Here is a 25,629-nt window from a genome sequence, read left to right on the forward strand (position 1 = left end):
TTGTTTTGATATATAAATTGATATTCGCTTGGGTTTATTAAATATTTGCTAAAGATTTTATAATATCCGACTTTTGTTTAGCCATCTCACTTATAATATTTTTCTTTTTTCGTTGAAAATTTAGCCTTTTGACTCATTTTAAGATATTTTCAACGGGTTCCTGGTCTTTTGTGAAGGCTATGCTATGACCTAGATCAGGAAATAACTTATATTGATTGGTACTTGAATTTGCACTTATTTATATGTCTAATATAGAGAGAGAATCTGAAAAAAACTTTTTTTTGATATTCTTCCAGTTCTTTTCTAAAGTGATCAATGGATTCAAACTCTTGTAAATATAGGAGCTTAGATTTTAATATACCAAAAAAGTTTTCTATAACTGCATTATCCAAACAGTTCCCTTTACGGGACATACTTTGTTTTATTCCCCTTTCCTTTAGTTTAAACTGAAACACTTTAATTTGATATTGCCAACCTTGATCAGAATGAATTATTAAATCGGAATTATCAGGAATGTGCTTTATAGCACTTTCAAGCATGTTCATTGTCTGAAGTGAAGTTACTCGCTCAGAAATATTGTAACTAACTATTTCTCTGTTATATAAATCCATGATAGGAGATAAATATAATTTCCTCCCAAATAAAGAAAATTCTGTCAAATCTGTCACCCATTTTTTATTAGGCTTATCCGCTATAAAATTGCGTTTCAATAGGTTTGGAACGACTCTGCCAACTGCCCCTTTATAGGAGCGATATTTACGCAATCGTACCATGCATTTTATACCACAAAACTCCATTAATTTGAGAACTGTTTTGTGATTAATTTTGTAACCACGGATCTTCATTTCCATCGTTATACGTCTGTAACCATACCTTCCTTTAAGCTACTTCAAGTGAAAAATCAAATGAGCACAATATTCCATTTGTCAGGAAATATTAAAATAACTGCTAAAATAACGGTATATTATTGTATAAAGCATTACATATTATGATGTATCGTATGAAAATAATTATATAGCGAAGTGATGCGTTCGCTGTCATATACATTAATATATTCCAGAAACATTTGTTCAGACGAATGGCCTGTGGCATGCAAGAGTAAAGGTGTAGGGATTTTTCCATAAAAATTTGTGGCAAAGCTCCTCCTTCCAATATGACTTGTTAGGGTTTGCCATTTTTCCATTATAAATGGTTGCGCCCTGTGCCCTATGCGTATTCTGGCATTTAAAACACTATTGATTCCTGCAATTTTTGCAATAAGTTTTATTTGTGCATTATAGGTTGAAATATTAAGAGGTTTAGGAAAGGAATTACCATTTCTGTTAATTATATTTACAACATTCGGATGTAGAGGTAAGGTAATTTCCTTTTTTGTTTTTTGTTGAGTAAATCGAATGCATTTTATACCATTGAAATTCAGAGTCTTACATATTGAGAACTTCATGAAGTCTGAAAACCGTTGCCCGGTGTAGCAGCTGATAATCAGCCAGTCTCTTGCAATTTTTAATTCTTCAGGTAATTTAGCATTATTAATCTTATGAATCTCTTTTTCAGATAAAGAAACAATTACCTTTTGTTGTTTTTCCCTTTTAATATTGATTTCTCTTACTGAAGTTCTGAGACCTTTTTTTTCTACAAAGTTCAAGATTGTCTTTACAAAATGAATCGTTCTGTAAATGGTATTTTCACTGTATTTTTCTTTCTTACCAAATATCATAAATTTTTTTACAAACTCCATATTGATATCCTCAATAGCTAAATATCCCATAAGATATCCCTCAAATCTCTGTATTAGATTATAAAATACTTTGTAACGCTTATAAGTGGAATAACAAATGAAATCCTTTCTATCGCTAATATAGCTATGCATAAAAAAAAGTAGTGTATTCTCAGGCAATGACATTTTATTTTGTAATGTAATTTTATGTATTACCTTGGAAAGAGCCTTTTGGTTAATTTCTTTTCTTTGAGTCTCCTTTTTACTTACATATAATCCTAACTCTTTTTTTATACAATCCAGCTTATTATTAAGTTTCTTATATTTTTTAAAATAAATATTTTTCGGGCGTCTTTTTTCATCATCCCATTGTTCATGGTGAATCCTTAGAGAAGTATAAAACTTAAATTCATTACTATTTGTATTTAATGTTAAATTAATGTTTTTGACGACAGTATTACCTGAGATATAGAATTCTAGAGTCATAGCTGAAAGTATTTTGAGAAGTTACTTGTCAGCTAATTTAATATAAAAAAATAGTCCTAACAAGACTATTTTATACCTGCAAATATAGAACATTTTTTCAAATAACCAAATAGAATAAAAAACTATAAACCAAAAGAATACGCCTGTTTTATTCTTTTGAGTATGCGATGGTATACAAGTAAGAAAACCCCACCAACACCTATATTTTCAGATTCTTTCAAGTAAAAGTATTGAGCTATAAATCAATAGATTATAAAAATAGTCTTGTTAGGACTATGTATTTAGTAAATGAAATTTTATAATGTGTTATTGAAATATAAAAAAGCAATTATCTGGCATTAGTGAAATTAAATAATAAAACAAAAACTCTTCTAAAATTAAAATATAAAAGATACTGATAAATATGTAAGATCATAACCCAAAATACATTTGTCAAATATCATTATTCATTTGTTTGTGAGAGTCTGTCAGGTCGATTTTAACTATCATCTTTTTTTGTTACCTGATGGACTGAAGGGGGTTTATACAAAGCCCCCTTTTCTCAAAACAAAAGGCATAAATAATATAGATTCTAAACAATTTAAAATTTTAAAATAAATATTATGAAAAAAAAACAAATTATGAAAAAAAAGCAAACCGTACACATAGAATTTCTTGAAGAGAATCGGGGAAAGAGAAAATATATTCCCCCGACATTAGATGTACTAATTGTAGAGATGGAATGTGGAATAGCCTCTAATTCAGCTGCTGTTTCTCCAGTGACTGTAGCAGGAAATACAGACCAGATCCAAACAGACTGGGGGAATAATAACGATACACCAATTGAGACGCCATTTTAGAAATATAAAAACCAAAAAATGAAAAAGAAAGTATATTTAATAAAAAATACGTTTGGAATTACATTGTTGTTAATTTTTAACGCATGCCGCAGTGCAAATTCGGATGATAATTTAATGGGAAACGGAAGTTCAGCAGTTAGTTTTAACCTTCTGGGCAGCGAATTTGGTGATTCCGATAAATTGGCAAATCAGGCTTCTCTAACCAAAGGGAATTTATCAAATTATGCAAATTCGGTTCAGCATCAGAGTGTTCTTATAACTCCCAGTAGCATAATTACAGTAGAACTATCACCTTCAAAAGAATCCCTAAAGGTTACTTCTTTAGGCGTAAACTCTACAGCAGCTATTCCCGGAAATCCCATTACATCAGGAATGAAATTTAGAGTAATTGCTTACCGCCAGAGTAATGGTAATTATCATACACACCAAGATTATACAGTTGGCCAACTTGCTGTACCAATGATGTTGGATAATGGAGCTGCATATAACATTATAGTATACTCTTATGGGACCACCAATCTTCCTTTGATAAGTTCAGGGGAGCAAAATAATCTGAGCAGTGCTACTATAAATTATGATGACAACCAAAGGGACTTTATGTATCAAAAGATTCCTTTTATTCCTATTAATAGTACTAACACTTTAAATATAACTTTAAGACATAAGATCGCACAAATTACAGCTATAGTAAATTCAGGCGGGATTGGAAATATTACAAATATTACTGGAGGATTACTAACACCTCATTATAGTAATGGCATTGTTTCTTTGTCTTCGGGAACGATGTCGGGAAGAACCACATCAAGTACAGGAGCTGTATTAAACTTTTCAGGATTTAATACAACAACTTCTACTTCAAATCCTGTATTTGTAAATATGGATACAGGAGGGAATACTACAGGCGGTTTTTCAGCTGCTATAACAATAGCAGGAATTACTAAAACGGTTAGCCTACCTAATTCTTTTAAAATCACTCCTGAGAATAAAAGTAATTTGACTATTAATTTAAAAAAATGTGGTGCTTATATTGGACCGAATACAGATCCTGCAAATTATAAGGAGTTTATGTGTCAAAATTTAGGTGCTACTGCAGGAGTAGATGCGTTTAGTCCTGAACCTGGCAATCATGGAGCCAAATATCAATGGGGAGCTCAGACCGGAGAAGCAGGGAGGTATTATACCCAATCTAATGATCAATCCAATTCAGGTACTATAAGCGGATGGAATGCGACAGCAAAGCCTAATGGCTCTTGGAGTGATACCAGTAAGACATCTAATGATCCTTGTCCGGCAGGCTACCGTGTGCCAACCAGAGCTCAATGGCAGGCTGTTTTAGCTAATAATACTCCAGACAAAGTGGGTTCTTGGAATGATGGAAATTATACGACTGCACTTTACTTTAAAAATCCTTCAAATATACGTACATTAATGCTCCCTGTTGCTGGTTTTCGTTACACGGCGAGCGGAAATCTGTTTTCTAGAGGTGTCGATGGCAGCTATTGGAGTTCTAGTCAGACTGGTAGTTCCAATGCGTACTACATGCAGATACTTCAATCTACCGTCCTAATGCAAATCATCGATCGTGATTACGGTTTTTCTGTTCGCTGTGTTGCAGAGTAGATTATATTATTTAACTATTTGGGTGGATTTTTTCTACCCAAATAATTATGATAAAATGTTTTATGAAATTATCTGATATTATTTCCAGGGAAAATTAGAAGCAAAAAATCAAATAGAGATCATTAGGCTTATGTTGAGAATTTATAAAGATTTGCATCAAATTTCGGTTAAAGATTATTTTAAAGTTTTGGAGAAATTAGAAAGTTGTAGTAAACAAGTTAATGTTTGGAATAAAAGTCAAAAGAAATAAAAGTCATCTACATAATGGAATTAATCGTTGTATGGAAGTGTTCATAAATATGCAGGAAATATAAAAAATAAAGTAAAATCATGAAATTGTTTAAATATTTGTTATTACTGATCGGCTTATTTAAGCTTCAAGCTCAACAGATTAGTATGAATTTTCCTAAATTTTCAGGAAAAAGTTATGATTTTATAATATTCCAGGGCTCAGAGCAAAAGACCATCATTCAAGGAATAATACCCACTGATGGAAGATTTACTTTATCAATTCCTAAGGAATATATACCCTACATTGGTATGAGTCGTTGGCTCATAACTGGAACTAAAGAAGGAGGAGGTCTTGATATGTATATTCCGGGACACGTTTTTTCAGTGAGTTGTTTAAGTGCTGAGCCTAATGAAAAAAATATTATTTATTCAAATAATACAGGGAATGATCAACTAAATGCTTTGAAGAAAGTACAAGATTCTATTTTACTACGACATCAATCAATGACTATGGCTTTAAGATCCTATGCTAAATCAAGTTCTTACTATAAGGCATTTGTTCGAGAAGAACAAATGCAAAAAAAGGTATTTGAAGTTTTTCAAAATGGTCTTAAGACTAAGGATAATTTTGTTAATAATTTTTTTGGGATAGTAAATATTGAAAATGGGATTACTAGCATCTTAACTGAAAATCAAAAAATTAAAGCTGATGAAATTGTTAAATATATTTCACAAAATTTAAATTGGGACACTTTATATACAAGTGGCTATTGGGCAAATATAATTCAAACTTGGATATATATTCACTGCAATGTATTAAAAGATGCAGTAAGATTCGAGAGAGAATTTAAGATTATTAGTGATAAAATAGTACTGATGGATCGTTATAGTGACTTTTTTAACAAATTGAACTTTTATCTTAAAGAACTAAATAAATCAGACTATCTGGAAAAGATAAACTCGGTAAAAAGAATTGATAATTGTAATAATAAACAATAACAATAGTGATTTAATGTATTTTACTACAGATTTAACATTGGCCAGGAATACTAATACTAGTTTAAATGGAACAATGCTGCATCAATTTGCTAGGCTAAAATTACATATAAATACTTCAAGCATAAATTCAATAACAGCAACACTTGGAAATATAACAGAAGTAGGAGGTATTTCTGTTTTACCTGTTGGGAATAGTGTTAAAAGTTTTAGATTTATACTTGGTCAATTACCTACGGCCCCGTAAATCGCGGTTATAAATAACCTTCACAAATCCTCAGTTAGCACGAATTTCCATTACAACAACAAGCAGATTTCCTGGAAATTCACAGTACGACAGCAAAGCACTTGTTTAATTAACTACAACTAACAGACAAATTACAATCAGCAGAGTTGTTACGGATGGAGTTTATGGGAAACATCACTATAAATAATGCAAGGATTACAGAGAAAACTGATTATGATATGAGTATAACACTGAATCTCAGTAATATTATATCTACTGGATCATATGGTTCTTTTTATAACTGTTCTACTGAAGGGAATAGTTTTAATAATACTTTTTCAAATGTTGTATTTAATGGTCGTAATGGAGGGTTGGCTTCTTATGCAGGGATCATGTTAGATGGATATGCTCGAACAGATGGCTATTATGTTCCAATGATAAGGAATATAACAGGTCTTCCAATTGCTTATAATCTTAAATGTCTTGCTTGTTACACATATAGTTAATAGAGAGCTTCAAGGAGTAGACAGGGATAAGAAGGCAAAAGGAATAAAGCTCCATATGATAATAGATGAGAATGGTTTTTTGATGATATGTGTAGCTAATATTCATGATAGTAAGACTGGATTGCTTTTGCTTATTATACTAAGGGAAGTTTCAAATGCATTCTTGCTGACGCAAGCTATAGAAGTGATTTTCCAGATATAGCTCATAAGCATTATTCATATCTGATAAAAGTTGTAAGCCGAGATAAAGAAAAACAGGCTAAAAAAGAGTTTAAACCTGTAGGCAAACGCTGAGTGACAGAAAAAATTTTTGTTTAGTTTGACAGTGATAGAAGACTTTACATAAATTATGAATTGCTTCATGAATCTTCCGAAAATATGATCAAGTTATCTGCTATAAAATTATTATTGAACAAAATTTAAACAGTATCTATAAACTCTAATCATTATTAAATAAAATGAGTGAACAAAAATTATTTCAGATTCAGTCAGAGGTCATCCAAACGCTAAAGGCTCCTCTTGTTATCTTAGTGGTGTTTTCACATATGTTGCCCTTTAATCAAGATCCTTTAAACCTCAGTTTTGAAAGTAAAGATATTTATCATTTTGTTTCAGAGTTAATATCCCATCACATCGCAAGGCTTACAACCTGTTGTTATTTTATTTTCTCTGGATACTTTTTCTTTATTAAAATGGACAGGTGGAATACATTGGATTATTTTAATAAATTGAAAAAAAATATTAAGACTCTACTGATTCCTTATTTAATTTGGAACCTAGCAATTATTATAGCTACCCATATCAAAAATTTACTATTTATTAAAGTAGGATTACCCCCGGAAGACTCCTATTCAATATTTAGTCATTTATCTTTGTATGAATTATTTTGGAAAATGCCAGTTAATTACCCATTGTGGTTTATTCGTGATTTAATCATCATGAGTATATTTTCACCTTTATTTTATCTGCTTTTTAATTACACGAAGTTTGGAGGACTAATCTTCTTGTTTGTGTTATATGTCTTAGTATTAGAGATTCCGGCTCCAGGGTTTAGCAGTATCGCTATGTTTTTTTTCGGACTAGGATCATTTATGGGGATGTTTAAATATTCTATGCTTAAAATATGCCTGTCATACTGGAAAATTGCAAGTCTGATGGGAATTGTATTTTTAGTTATAACCATGAGCTATATGGGAACTCCTCCATATGAACATTGGAAACGTATTTATTTAGTATGTGGTACTATTTGTCTTTTTTATTTTGGCATAAATCTTTATGATGTAATAAATGAGAGATTAAAAAAAAAATTGCTGCAATATCATCAGCTTCTTTTTTCATCTATTTAACACATGAAATCTACGTTATAAATTGGCTTAAGGGGGTACTGGTAAAATCTCCTTTGGCCAACTCGGGTTGGGGAATATTACTTGGATATTTTGTGGTTCCTTTTATATGTGTTGGAATTCTATTAATTCTTTATAATCTACTACGAAATTTTATACCTGAAATATTAAATATCCTTATCGGAGGGAGAGAGAAAAGAAATTAGTCGTGCAAACACAAACGATTAATGAACTGCAATAGTATTATTATGGATAATAATATTATATACGATATTGCCAAGAAAGAGGTTAACATTAGAAGTTTTATAAAATATTAGATTTGAAATCAGCAGCCAATATTTTGTACTCAATAGATGTAAGATTACCAAGTGATTCATGTGGTCTTTTGTGATTATATTCTTCCATTCAGTCTTGATTTAGTCCTCTTACCTGATCAAGACCAAAGAACAGGTAAGCATCCAATACCGCATCCCATACTGGGGTTCTTTTTTAGTCGTTTTTGCGGTGATTTGGTTTTAACAATACCTATCCAGACTACAAGATCTTCATGAAACAGGCTGTAAAAAGTTGCTGAATCTTTTTTTACGATACTTTCTTTAAACTGTTGAACCTCCTTTTCGATTTCAGTTTTTTCTTTTGCAAAATGTTGATCCATTGTCAGATTGGACAATAGCGTAACAATAATAAGATTAATGCTTTTCATATTCAAATATTATTGTTTTAATGTTCATATGTTACTTTTAGCCTTTGCTCTTTAGCTGGTTAATGGCTATTCAATGAATTTATTTTTGATTGTAGCCGAAGGTTTCTCAATGCAGTACCAGTAGAGTAGCAATACTTCTCAGATGATCAGTCCGTGGAACATTTCTCTCTCTCTCCATTAATTTTTCTGGCAAAATTCTGCTTATTGACAATAGATTTGAAACGAGTGATATATAATATGTGATTTTGAATGTATAAAGTATAAAGCATGATTTTATATTCAAATGCTATCTTTGCTATTCATATAAATCAAGTTTGAAATAAGAAAATTGTTTTATGAAATATAAGGGGCGTGGATTATTTCTCAGTTTTTATGTCACAAATATTTTAGCCCTATATTATTATAATGTAAGACATCATATTTATATACTCACTGTTTTTTAATTTAATCGAATTGGAAAATGTTCTGCACCCATATTACCCACAGTAAATCAATTAGTTAATTCAAAAACTGGATAGAGTGGATAAAGAACTGGATAACACCTGCATACTGAAATACCCAACCTTTGCAATGTAAATATAAAATCATTGCATATGTCTACAATACAATTCATCGGAACCATTCCAACCGACCTCATTAAAGAATTAAAAGAAGCTTTAATTCCGGAACTTAGGGAACAACTCTCAAAAGACTTTCAACCCAAAGAACCCACGCAATACTTAACACGCACAGAAGTTTGTGAGCTTTTGAAGATAAATCTATCTACTCTACACCGCTGGCGAAAAGAAGGACAGATTCCCTCTTATGGCTTCGGTAATCGTGTATATTTTAAACATGATGAGGTAGAACAGATCATAAACCAAAACAAGCTTTCCTAAGTTTTCGTATAGCTTTCTTTACAGATGTTTCTTACTCTTCGCCTGTTTACTTATGTTACTGGTATTTCATATTCAGCATTCAGTATTCCATTACCATACAATATTCAAAACTTCTCTATAGTACAATTACACATCACTACGAAAAAGAAAAGGGAGTAAAATAATTACTCCCTGTGTTCAAAATATTTGTGTAATAGTGGCAACCATTACAACCTTTCAAAGGTAGTGAAAAATAATAGTGTTAAAAATTATTATGTTGGACAATCTCAAATTAATAACTACCAACCCCGATATTATTCGTCGGCTATCTTTGGAAAATAAGTTTCCAAAGATAGCCGACGAATAATAATTACTTAAGTTTCGGAGTATATGGTAATAAGTTGAGGTTAGACTTTAGAAAAGTCATGCAGTACGGAAACCTCATCGGATTTGGTTCCGTAGCTGTCAATATCAGCCCTCACTATCACTTTAATAATTATCAACACAACGGAAACGATTTAACACCTGAAGACTGTATGACCTCCATTATCACAATTCTTAACAGTATTGGAATAACCCAATCAGAATACCTTGATTTTAAAGTCGTCAATATCGAATTTGGTATTAATATTATTCCTGATATAGGCATTGAAAATATTATTAAGGGTATTCTATACCACCGGAAAACACCTTTCATAATTAAAGGCTTTCCGTACTTTAAAAAATCAGATGCTACAGAATTTAAGCAAATCAAAGCATATGCTAAAGGCATACAGTTTATAAATAACCCGGAATATAATATTGATAAAGATATGTTCCGGTACGAAGTAAGAACCAAACAGACAAAGAATATATACAGGTATGGTATTTATACCGTAAATGATTTACTCAATCCTAAAGCATATAATACCTTATGTGGGGAGCTGGTAAAAGAATGGGAAAGTATGCTTATTGTGAACATTAATCCGGTTACTGATAACATTAATTCTAAAAATATGCAATTCCTTACAGAGAATTACCATGAACAGGGAAAAGTGCATTTTGAAAAAATACCCCAAAATAAGATAAACGTGGAAATTGCACATTTTTTATTAAAATAAGTAAGAGAAAAGTAGAAGAAAAACGAGAGAAAAAAGACCCGAAAAATTGAACCTAATTTTTGTTTAAAAGTGATGAGGTTTTACTACAAATAATTTACTGTAGTGGAATAATAAAATTTAAGATTATCCGAGTTTATTTACCCGTAAAAAAAGAAGAGATATTTAAACAGATTCTTAGAATATATCCGTATCTGTACGCGTAAAAAAAACTTCATTACTATCTGTTCATGTATTGAGAAGATTAATATAAACCCAAATAAAGCGATGGGTTTTTCTGGGTTTTAAAACACCCCCACAGCTCTTTGGAATAATCTCTATCATACTATTTCCCATTGTCTACTACCCAAGTTTATGCCTCTTAATTCATTGCAGTTAATTACATGTTTAATTTTTACAAGCTTCACAATATTAGCCCAATGTATTTTAAACTCTCTTTTAATGACATGAGAATAGTTAAGGTGAATGAAACGACTTCATTCGCTTTAAATATTTTGAAGGCATCATTCATGTACTACATAGTCATAATATCTGTTTGACAACTGTAGGATCTAAGTAGGATATTATTTAATTACATTTTACAAAAAAATAAAACCCAACTCCTGTAATTTAGTTTTTATGTAATTCTCTACATAGAGTTACGTGATTTGGTGAAAAGTCATTGCAATAAGGAAAGGGAGGTAGATACATCTTAATTTTTTGTATTAGCCATTAAAATATTTTAAACAGATTTTTGATATTTCAATTCCCTCTGTTCTGAATAATAGGTTATTTATAAATACTAATCTTTCCTTTTGCTTTGATGATTAATTGGGACAAATGTGCCTTCTCCTGCGTAAAACAAAAGTCAGTTTAAGAAAGCTAACAAACTGATTTTTATATCCATAATAAACTAGTTGAATTATTATAAATATGAAAAATCTTTACCTTATTGGTGCTGGTACACTTTTTTTTAGGAATGGATGTGTAGGCACAAAAAAAAGAAAGTGGACACAACTAAAACAAAACACATTGATGAAGTAGTTGTACTTGGTTACAATAGGAAGTTCACAAAATCAAAAGATGTTTCTGCTTCCTGTAGTGTTCGGGTGAATTACATTTGGAATAAATTACTCCTTGTAGATTTCTTTGGGACTTAAAATGGGTTCTACAATCTTCTTCTGTTATAAAATTTGTAGTAAAACTGAATATTTTCATCTTTAATACGGCTTTTATTCAAAGGCATGAAATTTAGGCTGTTTTGGGGATCTTTAAAACATTATGCGAATTTACTATTAAAATTTAAGAATATTTATTTTTTTTCACCAAATTAAATATAGTTAACACATATACAGTGGTTAAAAATCAAAATTATTAATATGAATGTAAAATTACGAGTACTAAGTGCAGGCGCTCTGTTCTTTATAGGGCAAGGCGCTATGGCACAAAAACAGAAAAAAGACACATCTTCTGTAAAAGAAATACAGGAAGTAACAGTGTCTACAGGCTATCAAAAACTGTCAAAAAGGACATTTACTGGTGCTGCCAGTAAAATTTCAGCAAAGGAATTAAAAGTCGAAGGAGTTCCGGATGTTAGCAGAATGATCGAAGGGAAAGTAGCAGGGGTTAATGTACAGAATATTACAGGAACATTCGGTACGGCTCCGAAAATTACCATTCGTGGAGCATCTTCGATATTTGGTGACACAAAACCGTTATGGGTTATTGATGGGATTGTTCAGGAGGATATTGTTAATGTTTCTTTGCAGGAGTTAGCTTCCGGTAATGCTGCAACTTTACTTAGTTCGGCAGTTTCGGGGCTCAACAGTTCCGATGTGGAAAGTATAGAGGTGCTAAAAGATGCTTCGGCTACTTCCATCTATGGTTCCCGAGCAATGAACGGAGTAGTTGTTGTAACTACAAAGAATGGAGGAAGAAGATCTAAAATGAATATTAGTTATTCTCAGGAACAAACCATTCGTGCGGTGCCCTCTTATAGTCAATACAATATATTAAATTCTCAAGAGACCATGAGTATTTTGCAGGAAATGGAGGATAAGGGTTTTCTCGGTACTCCATCCGTAATGCAAGGACGATATAGCGGTCCTTATGGCTTGCTCGCTAGAGAAATATTTCAATATGACACCAATACGAATTCTTTTGGGGTTAAAAATAATTTGATTGATAGAAATGCCTTTTTGAGAAGGTATGAAATGGCAAATACGGATTGGTTTAAGCAATTGTTTAGGTCTTCTATTACTCAGAATCACTCTCTTAGCTTTAGCGGTGGTGGAGAAAATAATGCTTTTTATGCTTCATTAGGTATGTATTTTGATCCGGGATGGTCTATTGCAGACAAGGTTTCCCGATTAACTTCAAATATCAAAAATACCTTTTATATTAGTGATAAGTTTAATGTAACCCTCTCTACAATTGCATCTGTACGGAATCAGAAAGCACCTGGGACTTATAATAGTACACCCGATGTTGTGTTTGGTAGTACTACCAGAGATTTTGATATCAACCCATTTAATTATGCTTTAAATACTTCCAGAGCTTTAAGACCCTATAATGATGCAGGGGAAAAAGAGTATTACAGAGCTAACTGGGCTAATTTTAATATATTGAACGAACTTCAGAATAATAAAATTTCGCTTGATGTAAAGGATATTCGTTTTCAAGTGGATGGAAATTATAAAATATTACCGGAATTAACCTATAATTTCAATGTTTCGGCCAGATATGTTACCTCGAAAACAACACATGATATGTATGAGGGATCAAATGTTGCAAAGGCTTATAATGCAGCAGAAACAACCCTGATAAGAGATGCAAACATTTTCCTGTATAAAGATCCAAATGATCCGACGGCTCCCAAAACAGTAGTACTTCCCAATGGTGGTATTAGAAAGAGGTTGGACAATTCTTTGGAATCATTTCTTGTAAGAAATACGCTTAATTACAGTAAAATTTTTAATGCAAGGCATGAATTAGACGTGTTTTTAGGTCAGGAAGTGAGATATGTCAACAGGTCTTCTGAGGATTATACTGCATTTGGATTGCAATATGACAAAGGATTGATTCCGTTCACAGATCCTAATATATTAGCGAAAATGATTAATGAAGGGAACAATTATTTTGGAATGAGTGAAGAGAGGGAAAGAGCTGTTAGTTTTTTCGGAAAACTGAATTATACTTTTGACCGGAAATATACACTTGCACTAACAGGTCGTTATGATGCTTCGAACAGACAGGGGCAAAGCACTTCTTCAAGATGGTTGCCTACTTATACCGTCAGTGGTAAATGGAATATGAAGAATGAAAACTTTTTGAAAAATAACCAAACTATTTCTGCACTGAATTTAAGAGGTTCTTATGGTCTAACGGCTACCTCCGGGCCCGCAACTAATTCACTTGCAATTTATAGAAACTCGGTTACTCTTAGACAATTTATAAAAGATAGAGAAAGTGCTCTTTTTATTGATCAGTTACAAAATGCAGATTTAACATGGGAAAAGCAGTATGAAACTAATATTGGGGTAGATTTATCATTGTTTCATAACCGAGTTCAGTTTGTTGCGGATGTTTACCAAAGAAAAGCTTTTGACCTTATAGACTGGGTAACTACATCGGGTATCGGAGGACAAAAACTAAAGCAGGGTAACAATGCCAACATGAAAACTAAAGGTATAGAATTTTCACTTACTCATGTGAATTTCTCAACTCATAAATTTAGATGGTCGAGCACCTGGAATGCGTCATATTATAAACAAGAGATTACCCATCTGGAAAATAAAGCAATGCTTTTTGATCTTGTTGGAACAACCGGGGGTAACGTAATAGGACGACCAAGAAACAGTATATTCTCATATCATTTTGAAGGTTTGGACAATCAAGGTTTACCAATCCTTGTAACCGCAGATGGCTCTAAAAATATTTTAGATATTAATTTTCAGGATAGAGAAAATCCTACAAAATATCTAAAATATGAAGGTAGTATAGAGCCTAATAAGACTATCAGCCTTACGAATACTTTTAAGTATGACAACTGGTCAGTTTCATTCTTGGTTGTAGCCTCAGGAGGTAATAAAATACGTCTGACTCCTGCGTTTGCAAGTGAGTATAGTGATATTACAGTGTTTACAAAAGATTATACAAATCGCTGGATAAGACCTGGAGACGAACAATATACTAATGTACCTGTTATTGCAGACAAAAGATTAATTAATCAAATTGGAGGATCTGACATCCAAAAACTATATAATGCTTATAATTACTCGGACGAAAGAATAGCAAGCGGAGATTTTGTAAGATTAAAAGATGTTTCTGTAGCCTATGAATTTCCACAAGAAGTGAAATCAAGAATCGGATTGACATCATTTGGACTGAAACTTAGTGCAGCAAATCCATGGCTTATTTATTCTGATAAAAAGCTAAGAGGTGAAGATCCTGAATTTTTTCGTTCTGGAGGTGTTTCAGCTCCTATTACTAAGCAATATACCTTAACCCTAAATATAGGTTTTTAAAATTTTAAAAAATGAAAAACAATAAAATATTCTTATCATTAGCAGTTATATTATGGCTTACAAGCTGTAATGATATGCTTTCGGAGTTGCCAGATAACCGTACAGTATTGGACTCTCCGGAGAAGATATCAGAGATATTGGTAAATGCTTATCCTAAAGGCACCTATATGGATTTTACAGAAACTATGTCTGATAATACCTACGATACAGAGCAAACCAATGTATCCAGAGAAGAAAATACGAAAGCCTTTAAATGGGAAATAATAACTACTACAGACAGTGATACTCCATCCAATTTCTGGGATGAGAGCTATAGTGCTATTGCTCATGCTAATCAGGCATTGGATGCTATTCAGAAATCTGACACCCCGGCATCTTTAGCTAAACAAAAGGGAGAAGCACTTGTTGCAAGAGCATACAATCATTTTATGCTATTACAAATTTTTAGCATGGCATACAATCCCAGTACAGCAGACAAAACACTGGGGATTCCTTATGTAAAAGAAGTAGAAAGTTCTCTGAAAAAACAATATACGAGACAATCTATGAAAGAGGTAATGGATAATATACAGCATGATCTGGAAGAAGGTTTACCGCTTATAAAAGATGATTATAAAGAACCCAAATATCATTTTACTAAAAATGCAGCTAAAGCTTTTGCTACGAGATTTTATTTGGTAAAGGGGGACTTTGCCAAGGTTGTAGAGAATGCGGGCTACTTGGGTACCAGACCGACAATAATAAGAAGTTGGGAGGGTTTTTCTGCATTGGGGATATATGAACGATTAGCAAATTATAGTTCTAGTTCGGTTAGTACCAATTTGTTATTATCAACTGAATACTCTACCTATGGTATGAGAAAATTACCAAGTGACAGATTTGCATTACCTAAAAAAATGGTAACACAAATATTTAGTTCGGGCAAGAATCCCACAGGAAAAGCTTGGTATTATTCAACGGTTTCTTCTAACCAAATAAATGATTTTATTCCAAAATTCGACGAATATTTCAAGATTACCAACCCAACAGCAGGTATAGGCTATGCAATGTATAATTATACTTTATTATCTAATGATGAAGCTTACCTTAATAAATTAGAGGCTTTGGTCATGTTAAATAGAATTGATGAAGCAGTAGATGGTTATAATTATTTTATTTCTACAAGAACTAGAGCATTCAACCCTGCTACAGATAATCTTACTTTTGACAAAATCAAGAGTTTTTATCAGACCAAAATCACTCCTGATGAAATGGCTCCTTTTTATGCACTAACAGATAATCAAAAAATTATGGTTAAGGCTATTTTAGAAATTAAAAAACTAGAGTTTTATCATGAAGGTTTAAGATGGTTTGATATAAAAAGGATGAATATGCCTGTATCTCATACCATTCTGGGAGAAGCACCAATGATACTTACAAAAGATGACCCAAGAAGAGCCGTACAGATCCCACAATATGTTATTGCAGAAGGTATACAAGCAAATCCAAGATAATAAGAAATAAAAAAATGAAAAAATATAATTTATTAAAAAAGGCAAGTCTACTATTGTTATTTGTTATCATCAGTAGTTGCAGACAAGATAATGAAAAACTAGGCGACAGTATTTTAGTTGATCAACTGCCTTATACCCCAAATGCGACAGATGTTTGGTTAAAAACAAATTTTGAAATCCCTTTTAATATTGCTGCGCTATATCGTTGGGAGCCACAGTATGTTGACTATAATAGGTATCTTTTCCCTCCGAAAGTTACTAGTGTCAAGCCAGCAATGGAAATTGTAAAGACAATGTGGGTTGATACTTATTCTAAAATAGGAGGTAATGACTTTCTAAAAAAGCTTGCTCCAAGAGAAATCATTCTAATTGGTGGAGTGAATAAGAATAAAGAAGGTACTATTACTTTAGGTGTTGCTGAGGGTGGAGTTCGTTTTACTCTTTTTCAGACGGATGATCTAATTGATAAGATAACGGATAAGAATGCAAGTTCAGATAGTAAAAAAGTTCAGATTAGACAATTTATCCATACCGTTCAACATGAATATGTTCATATCCTGAACCAAAATAAGCCGTATGATGAAAAGGCACTTCAGGCTATTGTTAGAGAAGGAGGATTAGGACAATATAAATCGGATTGGTATTCGGATAGTGATGATGTTGCAAGAGAGAAAGGCTTTATCACTGCTTATGCCCAGTCTAATATTGGTGAAGATTTTGCTGAAATGGCTTCTTTTATGCTTCAATATTCTAAAAGCGAATATGATGTAATTATAAATAATATAAAAGAAGCTAAAGCTAAAAATCTTATCAGAGCTAAAGAGAAGCTGGTTGTTGATTATTATAAGGACAAGTTCGATATTAATTTTTATGACCTTGTTGCGGAATCTGATAAAAATTCTCAAATAGTTTTTAATTTATATAAATAAGTAAAAATGACAACAAAATATTTTAAATTACATATTATACTTCTATTATTAGCGATGCTCTTATTCTGGGGGTGTAATTCTAACAGAGATTCTGAGAATTTTACTCAGACTCCGTCAGAACGTATAGTACAGGCTAAATCTGAGTTAAGGAATATACTGACGAACTCTAAAGATGGCTGGAAGATGATTTATTTTACAAAAGATTCAGAGTTTGGAGGATATACTCACCTAATGAGTTTTACACCAGATGGGAAGGTAACTATGGCTTCCGATTTTAACGAAGATGCCCTAACGGCAAGTGCTAGTGACTATGAGCTACAATCAAGCTATGCCCCGAATTTAGTGTTTACAACAAAAAATAAGATACATTTATTGTCAGATTCTAATAATTCTCCTGGTAGTCAAGCTGGAGCAGGTTATAAGGGAGATTTCGAATTCGTGTATCAGAAAACCGATGAAAAGGGGAATATCATTTTTAGGACAGCAAGAAGTAACACTATGATTATTTTTACGAAAGCCACCGCAGACGACTGGGCTAATCTTCCCAAGAACCTCAATACCGAAAACAATGTTTTTTCGCCAGATCCTGATAATACCCCGTATTTCAGTCTTATTCAAATAAAAAATGGGGATAAAGTATCGAATTATACATTCAGTTATAGCCAAATAAAAAGATTCTTAACCTTAGACAAGCAAAGTGCAACAGATGCTTTCAATGTTAAATATGGTGTAGGCTTCAAAGAGAATTCAATTGTATTAAGCCCGGCAATGAAAATAGGCAATGAAGAAGTATCAGAATTGGTATACGATCCGGTAGCTAAAAAATATATAGGTAAAACTGCACAGGGTGATGTGTCTTTAAACTTTACCAGTGTACCACCTAATACGGATATTTTTATGGGCAAGGAAATTGTAAATGGTCTATCGCTTACAAATGCTTATATTAGTCCTTACTCTATGCAAGATGCAATAGCTATGACTAATTTAGGTAGTAAAACTATTTCTGCTGTTAAGAATACCGGTAGCTATACTTATACTCTTAATCAGGTTACATTTTATTTTAATTATATGGAAAACGGACAAAAGATAAATAAAATTGTGTATCAATTAAATATCGGAAATATAACACACTATGTGGATATTGCCTTAGGAGCTAATAATACTGTTGTTTTAACCGACAAAAACTGGGTACCCGATTTTGTTACTACCCATCCCGATTTTGCTCCGTTAATGACTTTGGATAAATATCTAACGGACCCCAAAGGACTTTATCTGAAGAGAGAGAATTATACTGTAATTTATTCTAACCCAATTATTAGTTTAAAGGCAGCGTCTTCACTTGCTATTAAGAGTGGTGCATTCGGAATGTCTACATACAATCTGAATCCTTAAGGTTTTACAAGAAACTAAAAGAGGTCTGAAGACCTTGTTTCAATAAAATTAAAACAGATACTGAAGAGCTCTCTATATTGTAAATACAGTTTTGAAGATTTATATAATCTCATTAGGTTCTTCTAAAATATGACTAGTCCTAAATAAGCGTTACAGATTAATAGGATAAAAACACAAGTATATTATGAGATAGTTGCTGGGGCATCCAACAACTATCTCTGTTTTTATAGGTTCTTATTTTAACACGATCTTGTTTGTGTATTTGCGGATATTTCCATGAGGGATCAACTGTACAATGTATTAAGTACTGCTTTTTTCAGTGATTGGAATTGGGGAGGTTTCCTAAAAGCTATAGCATTTGGAGCCTTAGGAGGTGCTGTTTCTGTGGGAATAGGAAGTTTATTCCAGGCGGCTGCCCATAGTATCTCTCAAGGTATTTCTAAGTGCGGTACAAGGAGGAGACTTTTTACCGGCTTTTGCTTCAGGTGGCTTTAGGAGCTTAGGAGCAGGTGCATTTGGTCTTATGGGCGGTAGCTTTGCTAACAGTGCAGTTGGAACAGTTGTTTTCGGAGCAATCGCCGGTGGAATTGGTTCTGCACGAACAGGAGGAAATTTCTGGCAGGGAGTTGTCATCGGAGGTATTGTAGCTGGATTAAATCATGCATTTCACAAAACTAATGAGCCTCAAAATAAAGAAAATGATAATGGAGATGACAAAGGGTATAAAATTTTAAGGAAGGTTTTCACGTTTTCAAAAACCCAAGCACTATACGTTCTCGCTGAGAGGCTTGGAATAGCTGGCTCATTTACAATTAGTGGCACATTATATATAAATATAGCAAATATTAGAAATTGAAAACGCTTAGTCAAAAAAGCTAGAAAAGTACAAAGAGTAGTGCAAATGTCGTGCTATTATTAAAAACAAAAAAGCTAAACCATTGATAATAAATAGTTTAGCCTTTCATTCTGCGGAAAGTGAGGCTCTTGATTTACACCACATTAAAACACAACAAACAATCATTTCATTGAATTGCAGCATTTTACATACATCCATAACACAATAGAAATCAATAAAACACAATAAACCTACCCTGTTTTAGTCCCTGATTTTATAACTAGGGACTAAAAAAATTCCTACATAAATAGTTATACATATATACTTTTTATGGCTTTTTTCTCGCAAATTCGTACCCTAAATTCTCTACTTTTAAGTTGTCTCGTTTTTCGGGAAGAGGTCAACAACAAAAAAACATCCTCTACGAGGATGCTTAAATTTAATAAGATATATTAATAATACTATACCTATTTCAAAATCTTCACATCAGATTCCTTAATATTATAGTATTTAGCTACAGCATCATAGTCTTGATAGTTCACAGGTGAAGTTCCAACATTTCCTTTAGTACTTGCTTGTGCAGACGCAGACATGTTGCCTGGTATAATAACAGCTCTGAATCTCTAAGAAATAAAAAGCAACCTGAAAAAACTCAGAATAAACAGTTGCAATTACAAGATAATGTAGAGCAAGAGTAACAAAATTTTAACCTCATAATTTTGTACTTTAGCTAACTTCTTAGAGTTGTTTTTACTCTTACTTTTATATGGTCACTTTAAACAACATTTGACTGTTCACTTTCACAAGAATCTACAATCAACAGAATAAGATACAATCTTTGGAGTTGTACAGTGAAGTTCTTTTTTTTCATTGTCTAAGTATTAATTAGATTTTGAAAACTTCAAGTTGTCTGGGGAGACGGTAGATAGGTTTGTACATATTTTGTACACATCTACTATTAAGAAATTCAATATTGCCCTAATTAAAGGGCTTTACTGAAATAATGCGGAGAGTGAGGGATTCGAACCCCCGGACCTGTTACAGTCAACAGTTTTCAAGACTGCCGCAATCGACCACTCTGCCAACTCTCCTTTCAAATTCTGTTCTGAATTTTTAGTGGTGCAAATATAGGGGGATTTATCGTTACACTCCAAATATTTTACTTAATAATTTACAAATATACCTTTAAAATACTGGGGATCAATCACAAAAATTTCGTTACACAATTCCTACAAACCATTATACTCAGGCTGTTTTACAATTTTCACCAACATTAGAAAAAATAAAATGCACTAAGTCTTAATCAAAACTTAGTGCATTTTTATATTTAAATTTATTCAAATCGAATCTTAATTCTCAGCGTGCTCAAGACCGCTAAGATATTTCTCAGCATCCATTGCTGCCATACAACCACTTCCTGCAGCTGTAATCGCTTGTCTGTAGATATGATCCTGAACATCTCCTGCTGCGAATACACCAGGAAGGTTTGTTCTGGTAGAACCTTTCTCTGTAAGGATATAACCGTTTTCATCTAAATCAAGCTGACCGCCAAAAACTTCTGTATTAGGCTTATGACCGATAGCGATGAAAATACCATGAACATCTATTGTAGATTTCTCGTTGGTAACATTATTAATTGCTACGGCTCTTTCTACAAGGTTATTTTCACCTTCAATAGCTACTAGCTCATGATTGAATTTCACTTCAATATTAGAAGTATTCATTACACGATGAACCATAGCCTTAGAAGCACGGAAATGATCTTTACGAACCAGCATAATCACCTTATTACAGATCTTGGACAGATAAGTCGCTTCTTCAGCAGCAGTATCTCCTGCTCCTACAACAACAACATCTTTTCCTTTGTAAAAGAAACCATCGCAAGTAGCACAAGCAGATACACCTCCACCACTATATTTTTTCTCGTCATCTAACCCAAGATATTTAGCTGTTGCTCCTGTAGAAATAATTACAGTTTTAGCCAGTATTTCACGGCTACCTGTACTTAGCTTGTGTACCCCACCTGCTTCTTTAGCAAATTCTACAGTGCTAATCATCTCATAGTGAACTTTAGTTTCAAAACGCTCCGCTTGTTTTTGCAAATCCATCATCATTTCAGGCCCTGTAATTCCTGATGGATACCCCGGAAAGTTTTCTACTTCGGTTGTTGTAGTTAATTGCCCTCCCGGTTCAAGTCCGGTAAACAGTTCTGGCTTCATGTCTGCTCTTGCAGCGTAAATAGCTGCTGTAAATCCTGCAGGCCCAGAGCCTACGATCACACAATCTAAAATATTTTCCATATAATCTCAGTTCGGATACAAATTTCGGTAATCTTATATTACTTTGTCAAATTTTAATATTGAGTTTTATCAATAACTTTTATAGCAAATTATTAATAAAGTTTGTTGGATTTATAAATTATTAGATGTAGGTTTCAACACCATCATAATATACCTTTATATCTCCTATTATTAATCGTTAAATTTATACTTTTACCTTCGTCTTATCTACATTTAGTATCTTATAAACCATCTCGGTAAGCAACTCTGCATCATCTGTATTATGAGCTCCTAACCCTTTACTCTTCATATCCATTTCCCGCAGGACAGAAATAATACGTGTCGCATGCTTCATCGGATAAAATTTAGCCGATTGTTCATAGTCTTTCAAAAAGTATGGATTTACTCCCATTGCTGAAGCAATAGCTGCAGCAGGCTGTCCACGCATTGCATGATACATCAATATATTGTTGAAGTAATTGAATAAATTACCAATAATCAGCAGCAAAGGGTTAGTTTTCACATTTTTCCCCATATAATAGGCAATCCTCATAGATCTTTCAGCATCTTTTACTCCTAAGGCTTTTTGAAGTTCGAAGACATTATAATCTTTACTAATTCCTATATGAAGCTCTACTAACTTTCCATCCAGTTCTTCTCCGGGTTTCAGAATTAATTTTAGCTTATTGAGTTCATTTGAAATTCTAGACAAGTCATTCCCCAGATATTCAGCAAGAAGATGGGATATATTCGGAGCCGTTTTAATGCTGAAGGCCTGAATCTGTTGTTGGATCCAGGTTGCTAACTGATAGTCTTTAACGGGTTCACTGTAATACAGCCAGTTATTCTTATCAAGTTGTTTTACAAACTTCTTACGAGAATCAACTTTTTTATATTTATGGGCAAATACCAGGATAGTTGATTCTACAGGTTGCTCGATGTATTTTAGCAGAATATCCCCCTCCTCTTCATTTAATTTCAGATCCTGGGCTTCTTTTACAATAATCAACTGCTTATCTCCCATCATAGGATATTGTCTCGCAAGTGAAAGTACCTCACCATAAGAAGTATCTTTCCCATACACTACGGTCTGATTAAAAGCTTTTTCATCTTCTGTCAGCACATCGTTTTCCAGTGATTTAATTGCGACATCTGTAAAATAAGGTTCTTCACCATGAAAAAAATAGATAGGCTGAAATGCCTTATTTTTAATATTTTTGAGGATGTTTTCTAAATCTTTCATAATCTATGCAACTGCCTAAACTTAATTTCAGTAAACAATTTGATTTTCAATTCAGGCAGGACAAAGATAAGTTTTTTATTTATGATGTACTGCGCAAAAAGTACCTTTTGCTTACTCCTGAAGAATGGGTACGCCAGCACTGGATTCAGCACTTTCTCAGTCTAAAAACCTATGCGCCTTCAGCTCTTATAGCTGAAAAAAAAATAGAATTAAATGGACTCACCAAAAGAATAGATTTGTTGGTTACTGAAAAAACTGAACCCAAAATTCTTATAGAATGCAAAGCTCCGCAGATAAAACTTACCGAAAAAACTTTTGAACAAACCGCTCGTTACAATTCTGTATTGGGCGCTGGAGAAATTATTTTAAGCAACGGTTTACAACATATTTACGCTAGCTTAACACAAAATGGTTACCAGTTTAGTAATTTTGGTACTTAGATTCCTGATTGGGGCATAAATATTGATGCCACTTTTAAGAAACAACTATTCACCATGATCAGAAAATACTACATCTTTATACTTCTTATATTATTTTTTTTTACTAAAGCTCAGGATATTCATGAGATCAGACTCTTTCAAAAGAGTAAGAACTTTATTATATTCTTCAATATCGACAACACCTATATTGCAATGGATTCGCAAGGAAAAGTATTATCACTTTTTCAAAAAAGTAGAAACCCCGGATATTTCGATAACATAATCACACCAAACGGACAATCTGTTAGTACTACTGAAGATTCTGACTTTGATTATACAAAAGACAACAGTAATCCTATAATCAAAAATTCAAATAACAATAATATTGAGTACTACAACAGTTTTACATCAAATGATCGGGGTAAAATAAGAGCCGTTAATGGAGAAATATTTCAATATTATAGTGAACTTAGTGATGGTTTAGCCGGTAATATAAAATCTATAGGAAATATAAATTTCAATTATTATAGCTCTTTTAATAATTATGAAAAGGGAAAAATAAAATCCATTGGTAATATTACATTTTCATACTTCAATGAATTTGATTCATATAAGACTGGAAAAATAAAGTCAATAAAAGGAAATAACAACAACACCATTATCACCATTATCAATGATTATTAAGAACATTATATTTGACTTTGGGGGCGTCCTTATGGACTGGGATCCCAAATATCTCTATCAGAATGTCTTCAACACTGATGAAGAAATGAATTACTTTCTGGATCATATCGCTACACTAAAATGGAATGCTGAACAAGACCGTGGCCGCAGTTTTCAGGAAGCAACAGAAATCTTACAAAATCAATACCCAGAATTTTCAAAAGAAATAGCTTTGTATTATAGCCAGTGGCCTGTAATGCTAAAAGGAACCATTGAGGAGAATGTAAATATACTTCGTAATTTGCATGGCCGCTATCAACTATATGGCCTTACCAACTGGTCCGCAGAATCTTTCCCTTACGCTTATCAGAATTATGATTTCTTTAGTCTTTTTAATGGTATTGTGGTATCCGGAGAAGAAAAGCTTATTAAACCTGACGAACGTATTTATCAACTATTACTGAACCGATACAATCTCAATGCTTCGGAATGTCTGTTTATAGATGACAATTATGAAAATATTCGTGCAGCACAAGCTATGGATTTCAATACCATCTACGTGGGACCAGAAACAAACCTTCAGGAAGAATTACAAAAATTCAACATATAAAATTAAAGGGGCATTCAGAAAAATGATCCTTTATTTTTTTAATAAAACAGGCAGATACTATACAATAAACGACATTATGAGAAATAAATACCTGACATCCGGTAGGAAGTTGTTTGCAATATTTCAATGTATCTTATAAATCTGCTCCGGTAGTTATGATAATTGCTGATAATTTTATTTAATGAGAGATTCATTAGGTAATTAAAACCGGAGCAGAAGATCTGATATAAACTAAATAATTTATGTCTGTACAAGATAGATTTTACTATATATTTTCCAAAGAAAAATATATTTCATTTTCTTACGTTGCTCCTTCTGATTTACTATGCAAACGTTAAAACAAGTATATAGCTGAAGTTTTTTGATCAATATTTTTCACTTCTTTCGAAAAAAATACACAAATCGATATCTGAAAAAATATAATTATAACCTCGTAAATAAGAAATAGTAATAAGTCTAAAGTCCTGACTAAAAAACAAACGGGTCATCAAAAAGCTTTTTGATGACCCGTTTTATAAAAAAAACGATTGAAAAAATGATGACGAAGTTATTCTATCATCAGGATTTTAAAAATTCTATCTCAAATTGCTGATCAGTAAAAATGCTTTACGCAAATGAGATAGAATTCAGGAGACATATT

The 25,629-nt window shown here is 32.7% G+C and carries 22 protein-coding genes, 1 tRNA gene and 1 pseudogene; 17 read left to right on the plus strand and 7 right to left on the minus strand.

What is annotated here, in order from left to right; genetic code table 11:
- Positions 1-284 precede the first annotated feature (284 nt).
- A pseudogene (locus C8J95_RS12990) lies at positions 285-878 on the minus strand (IS3 family transposase); the annotation flags it as partial.
- 101 nt (positions 879-979) lie between these two features.
- The gene (locus C8J95_RS12995) at positions 980-2,203 is read right to left on the minus strand and encodes a phage integrase SAM-like domain-containing protein (RefSeq protein WP_107810149.1); all 1,224 of its coding nucleotides are present in this window, start codon (positions 2,201-2,203) and stop codon (positions 980-982) included.
- A 602-nt stretch (positions 2,204-2,805) separates the two neighbouring features.
- On the opposite strand from C8J95_RS12995, the gene C8J95_RS13000 reads away from it, so the two are divergent.
- The 5 genes from C8J95_RS13000 to C8J95_RS13030 all read left to right on the plus strand — a co-directional run bounded on the left by C8J95_RS13000 (position 2,806) and on the right by C8J95_RS13030 (position 7,967).
- Complete coding sequence (locus C8J95_RS13000) at positions 2,806-3,042, plus strand: hypothetical protein (RefSeq protein ID WP_255412809.1); 237 nt, start codon at positions 2,806-2,808, stop codon at positions 3,040-3,042.
- A gap of 18 nt (positions 3,043-3,060) precedes the next feature.
- A complete protein-coding gene (locus C8J95_RS13005; RefSeq protein ID WP_107810150.1) occupies positions 3,061-4,662 on the plus strand; it encodes an FISUMP domain-containing protein in 1,602 nt (533 codons plus the stop codon).
- A 396-nt stretch (positions 4,663-5,058) separates the two neighbouring features.
- Positions 5,059-5,892 (plus strand): alkyl hydroperoxide reductase, encoded by an 834-nt coding sequence (locus C8J95_RS13015; protein ID WP_107810157.1) that lies wholly within the window; start codon positions 5,059-5,061, stop codon positions 5,890-5,892.
- A gap of 390 nt (positions 5,893-6,282) precedes the next feature.
- The gene (locus C8J95_RS18995; RefSeq protein ID WP_255412810.1) at positions 6,283-6,621 is read left to right on the plus strand and encodes a hypothetical protein; all 339 of its coding nucleotides are present in this window, start codon (positions 6,283-6,285) and stop codon (positions 6,619-6,621) included.
- 458 nt (positions 6,622-7,079) lie between these two features.
- Entirely contained in the window at positions 7,080-7,967 is an 888-nt protein-coding gene (locus C8J95_RS13030; RefSeq protein WP_107810152.1) for an acyltransferase family protein, read from the plus strand.
- Positions 7,968-8,397: 430 nt separating this feature from the next.
- On the opposite strand, the gene C8J95_RS13035 is transcribed toward C8J95_RS13030, so the two are convergent.
- Positions 8,398-8,667 carry a hypothetical protein gene (locus tag C8J95_RS13035; RefSeq protein ID WP_107810153.1) on the minus strand — a complete coding sequence of 90 codons (270 nt, stop codon included), beginning with the start codon at positions 8,665-8,667 and terminating at the stop codon, positions 8,398-8,400.
- A 593-nt stretch (positions 8,668-9,260) separates the two neighbouring features.
- Between C8J95_RS13035 and C8J95_RS13040 the strand changes: the two genes are divergently transcribed.
- The 9 genes from C8J95_RS13040 (at position 9,261) to C8J95_RS13075 (ending at position 19,796) form a co-directional block, all read left to right on the plus strand.
- Positions 9,261-9,545, plus strand: a complete 285-nt coding sequence (locus tag C8J95_RS13040) for a helix-turn-helix domain-containing protein (RefSeq protein ID WP_107810154.1) — start codon at positions 9,261-9,263, stop codon at positions 9,543-9,545.
- Positions 9,546-9,949: 404 nt separating this feature from the next.
- The gene (locus C8J95_RS13045; RefSeq protein WP_107809248.1) at positions 9,950-10,624 is read left to right on the plus strand and encodes a hypothetical protein; all 675 of its coding nucleotides are present in this window, start codon (positions 9,950-9,952) and stop codon (positions 10,622-10,624) included.
- A 983-nt stretch (positions 10,625-11,607) separates the two neighbouring features.
- On the plus strand, positions 11,608-11,760 hold the full coding sequence (locus C8J95_RS19155) for a hypothetical protein (protein WP_158267949.1): 153 nt from the start codon (positions 11,608-11,610) through the stop codon (positions 11,758-11,760).
- A 219-nt stretch (positions 11,761-11,979) separates the two neighbouring features.
- Positions 11,980-15,126, plus strand: a complete 3,147-nt coding sequence (locus C8J95_RS13050; RefSeq protein ID WP_107809247.1) for a SusC/RagA family TonB-linked outer membrane protein — start codon at positions 11,980-11,982, stop codon at positions 15,124-15,126.
- 11 nt (positions 15,127-15,137) lie between these two features.
- Positions 15,138-16,619, plus strand: coding sequence for a RagB/SusD family nutrient uptake outer membrane protein (locus tag C8J95_RS13055; protein ID WP_107809246.1), 1,482 nt, complete (start codon positions 15,138-15,140; stop codon positions 16,617-16,619).
- A gap of 14 nt (positions 16,620-16,633) precedes the next feature.
- Positions 16,634-17,548: a substrate import-associated zinc metallohydrolase lipoprotein gene (locus C8J95_RS13060; protein WP_107809245.1), complete on the plus strand. Its 915-nt coding sequence runs from the start codon at positions 16,634-16,636 to the stop codon at positions 17,546-17,548.
- Between the two features lie 6 nt (positions 17,549-17,554).
- Complete coding sequence (locus C8J95_RS13065; protein WP_107809244.1) at positions 17,555-18,940, plus strand: DUF4302 domain-containing protein; 1,386 nt, start codon at positions 17,555-17,557, stop codon at positions 18,938-18,940.
- 276 nt (positions 18,941-19,216) lie between these two features.
- On the plus strand, positions 19,217-19,435 hold the full coding sequence (locus tag C8J95_RS13070; RefSeq protein ID WP_107809243.1) for a hypothetical protein: 219 nt from the start codon (positions 19,217-19,219) through the stop codon (positions 19,433-19,435).
- A gap of 28 nt (positions 19,436-19,463) precedes the next feature.
- Positions 19,464-19,796, plus strand: coding sequence for a hypothetical protein (locus tag C8J95_RS13075; RefSeq protein ID WP_107809242.1), 333 nt, complete (start codon positions 19,464-19,466; stop codon positions 19,794-19,796).
- Between the two features lie 446 nt (positions 19,797-20,242).
- Here C8J95_RS13075 and C8J95_RS19005 read toward each other — a convergent pair whose 3' ends face one another.
- The 4 genes from C8J95_RS19005 to holA form a co-directional block, all read right to left on the minus strand.
- Positions 20,243-20,368, minus strand: a complete 126-nt coding sequence (locus C8J95_RS19005; protein ID WP_255412811.1) for a hypothetical protein — start codon at positions 20,366-20,368, stop codon at positions 20,243-20,245.
- Between the two features lie 413 nt (positions 20,369-20,781).
- Positions 20,782-20,866: transfer RNA gene (locus C8J95_RS13080), tRNA-Ser, on the minus strand.
- Between the two features lie 258 nt (positions 20,867-21,124).
- The gene (trxB, locus tag C8J95_RS13085) at positions 21,125-22,075 is read right to left on the minus strand and encodes a thioredoxin-disulfide reductase (RefSeq protein ID WP_059324413.1); all 951 of its coding nucleotides are present in this window, start codon (positions 22,073-22,075) and stop codon (positions 21,125-21,127) included.
- A gap of 184 nt (positions 22,076-22,259) precedes the next feature.
- Positions 22,260-23,297 carry a DNA polymerase III subunit delta gene (holA, locus tag C8J95_RS13090; RefSeq protein WP_107809241.1) on the minus strand — a complete coding sequence of 346 codons (1,038 nt, stop codon included), beginning with the start codon at positions 23,295-23,297 and terminating at the stop codon, positions 22,260-22,262.
- Positions 23,298-23,302: 5 nt separating this feature from the next.
- Here holA and C8J95_RS13095 point away from each other — a divergent pair, with 5 nt between their 5' ends.
- Genes C8J95_RS13095 through C8J95_RS13105 form a run of 3 tightly spaced genes read left to right on the plus strand, consistent with a single transcriptional unit; the run spans position 23,303 to position 24,989 of the window.
- Positions 23,303-23,737: a type I restriction enzyme HsdR N-terminal domain-containing protein gene (locus C8J95_RS13095; RefSeq protein ID WP_107809240.1), complete on the plus strand. Its 435-nt coding sequence runs from the start codon at positions 23,303-23,305 to the stop codon at positions 23,735-23,737.
- A 54-nt stretch (positions 23,738-23,791) separates the two neighbouring features.
- Entirely contained in the window at positions 23,792-24,400 is a 609-nt protein-coding gene (locus C8J95_RS13100) for a hypothetical protein (protein ID WP_107809239.1), read from the plus strand.
- On the plus strand, positions 24,390-24,989 hold the full coding sequence (locus tag C8J95_RS13105; RefSeq protein ID WP_107809238.1) for an HAD family phosphatase: 600 nt from the start codon (positions 24,390-24,392) through the stop codon (positions 24,987-24,989). The genes C8J95_RS13100 and C8J95_RS13105 overlap by 11 nt, the downstream gene beginning before the upstream one ends.
- Positions 24,990-25,629: the final 640 nt, after the last annotated feature.

Source organism: Elizabethkingia sp. YR214, assembly GCF_003058195.1.
Taxonomy (GTDB): domain Bacteria; phylum Bacteroidota; class Bacteroidia; order Flavobacteriales; family Weeksellaceae; genus Elizabethkingia.

Bases quoted from the DNA above. Each gene is read 5' to 3' on its own strand.
- C8J95_RS13050 (WP_107809247.1), top strand. From the start codon at position 11,980: ATGAATGTAAAATTACGAGTACTAAGTGCAGGCGCTCTGTTCTTTATA.
- C8J95_RS13035 (WP_107810153.1), bottom strand. From the start codon at position 8,667: ATGAAAAGCATTAATCTTATTATTGTTACGCTATTGTCCAATCTGACA.
- C8J95_RS13005 (WP_107810150.1), top strand. From the start codon at position 3,061: ATGAAAAAGAAAGTATATTTAATAAAAAATACGTTTGGAATTACATTG.
- C8J95_RS13055 (WP_107809246.1), top strand. From the start codon at position 15,138: ATGAAAAACAATAAAATATTCTTATCATTAGCAGTTATATTATGGCTT.
- C8J95_RS13015 (WP_107810157.1), top strand. From the start codon at position 5,059: ATGAATTTTCCTAAATTTTCAGGAAAAAGTTATGATTTTATAATATTC.
- C8J95_RS13070 (WP_107809243.1), top strand. From the start codon at position 19,217: ATGAGGGATCAACTGTACAATGTATTAAGTACTGCTTTTTTCAGTGAT.
- trxB (WP_059324413.1), bottom strand. From the start codon at position 22,075: ATGGAAAATATTTTAGATTGTGTGATCGTAGGCTCTGGGCCTGCAGGA.
- C8J95_RS13040 (WP_107810154.1), top strand. From the start codon at position 9,261: ATGTCTACAATACAATTCATCGGAACCATTCCAACCGACCTCATTAAA.
- C8J95_RS13060 (WP_107809245.1), top strand. From the start codon at position 16,634: ATGAAAAAATATAATTTATTAAAAAAGGCAAGTCTACTATTGTTATTT.
- C8J95_RS13000 (WP_255412809.1), top strand. From the start codon at position 2,806: ATGAAAAAAAAACAAATTATGAAAAAAAAGCAAACCGTACACATAGAA.
- C8J95_RS12995 (WP_107810149.1), bottom strand. From the start codon at position 2,203: ATGACTCTAGAATTCTATATCTCAGGTAATACTGTCGTCAAAAACATT.
- C8J95_RS13105 (WP_107809238.1), top strand. From the start codon at position 24,390: ATGATTATTAAGAACATTATATTTGACTTTGGGGGCGTCCTTATGGAC.
- C8J95_RS13095 (WP_107809240.1), top strand. From the start codon at position 23,303: ATGCAACTGCCTAAACTTAATTTCAGTAAACAATTTGATTTTCAATTC.
- C8J95_RS13100 (WP_107809239.1), top strand. From the start codon at position 23,792: ATGATCAGAAAATACTACATCTTTATACTTCTTATATTATTTTTTTTT.
- C8J95_RS13075 (WP_107809242.1), top strand. From the start codon at position 19,464: ATGGGCGGTAGCTTTGCTAACAGTGCAGTTGGAACAGTTGTTTTCGGA.
- C8J95_RS13045 (WP_107809248.1), top strand. From the start codon at position 9,950: ATGCAGTACGGAAACCTCATCGGATTTGGTTCCGTAGCTGTCAATATC.
- C8J95_RS19005 (WP_255412811.1), bottom strand. From the start codon at position 20,368: ATGTCTGCGTCTGCACAAGCAAGTACTAAAGGAAATGTTGGAACTTCA.
- C8J95_RS13030 (WP_107810152.1), top strand. From the start codon at position 7,080: ATGAGTGAACAAAAATTATTTCAGATTCAGTCAGAGGTCATCCAAACG.
- holA (WP_107809241.1), bottom strand. From the start codon at position 23,297: ATGAAAGATTTAGAAAACATCCTCAAAAATATTAAAAATAAGGCATTT.
- C8J95_RS13065 (WP_107809244.1), top strand. From the start codon at position 17,555: ATGACAACAAAATATTTTAAATTACATATTATACTTCTATTATTAGCG.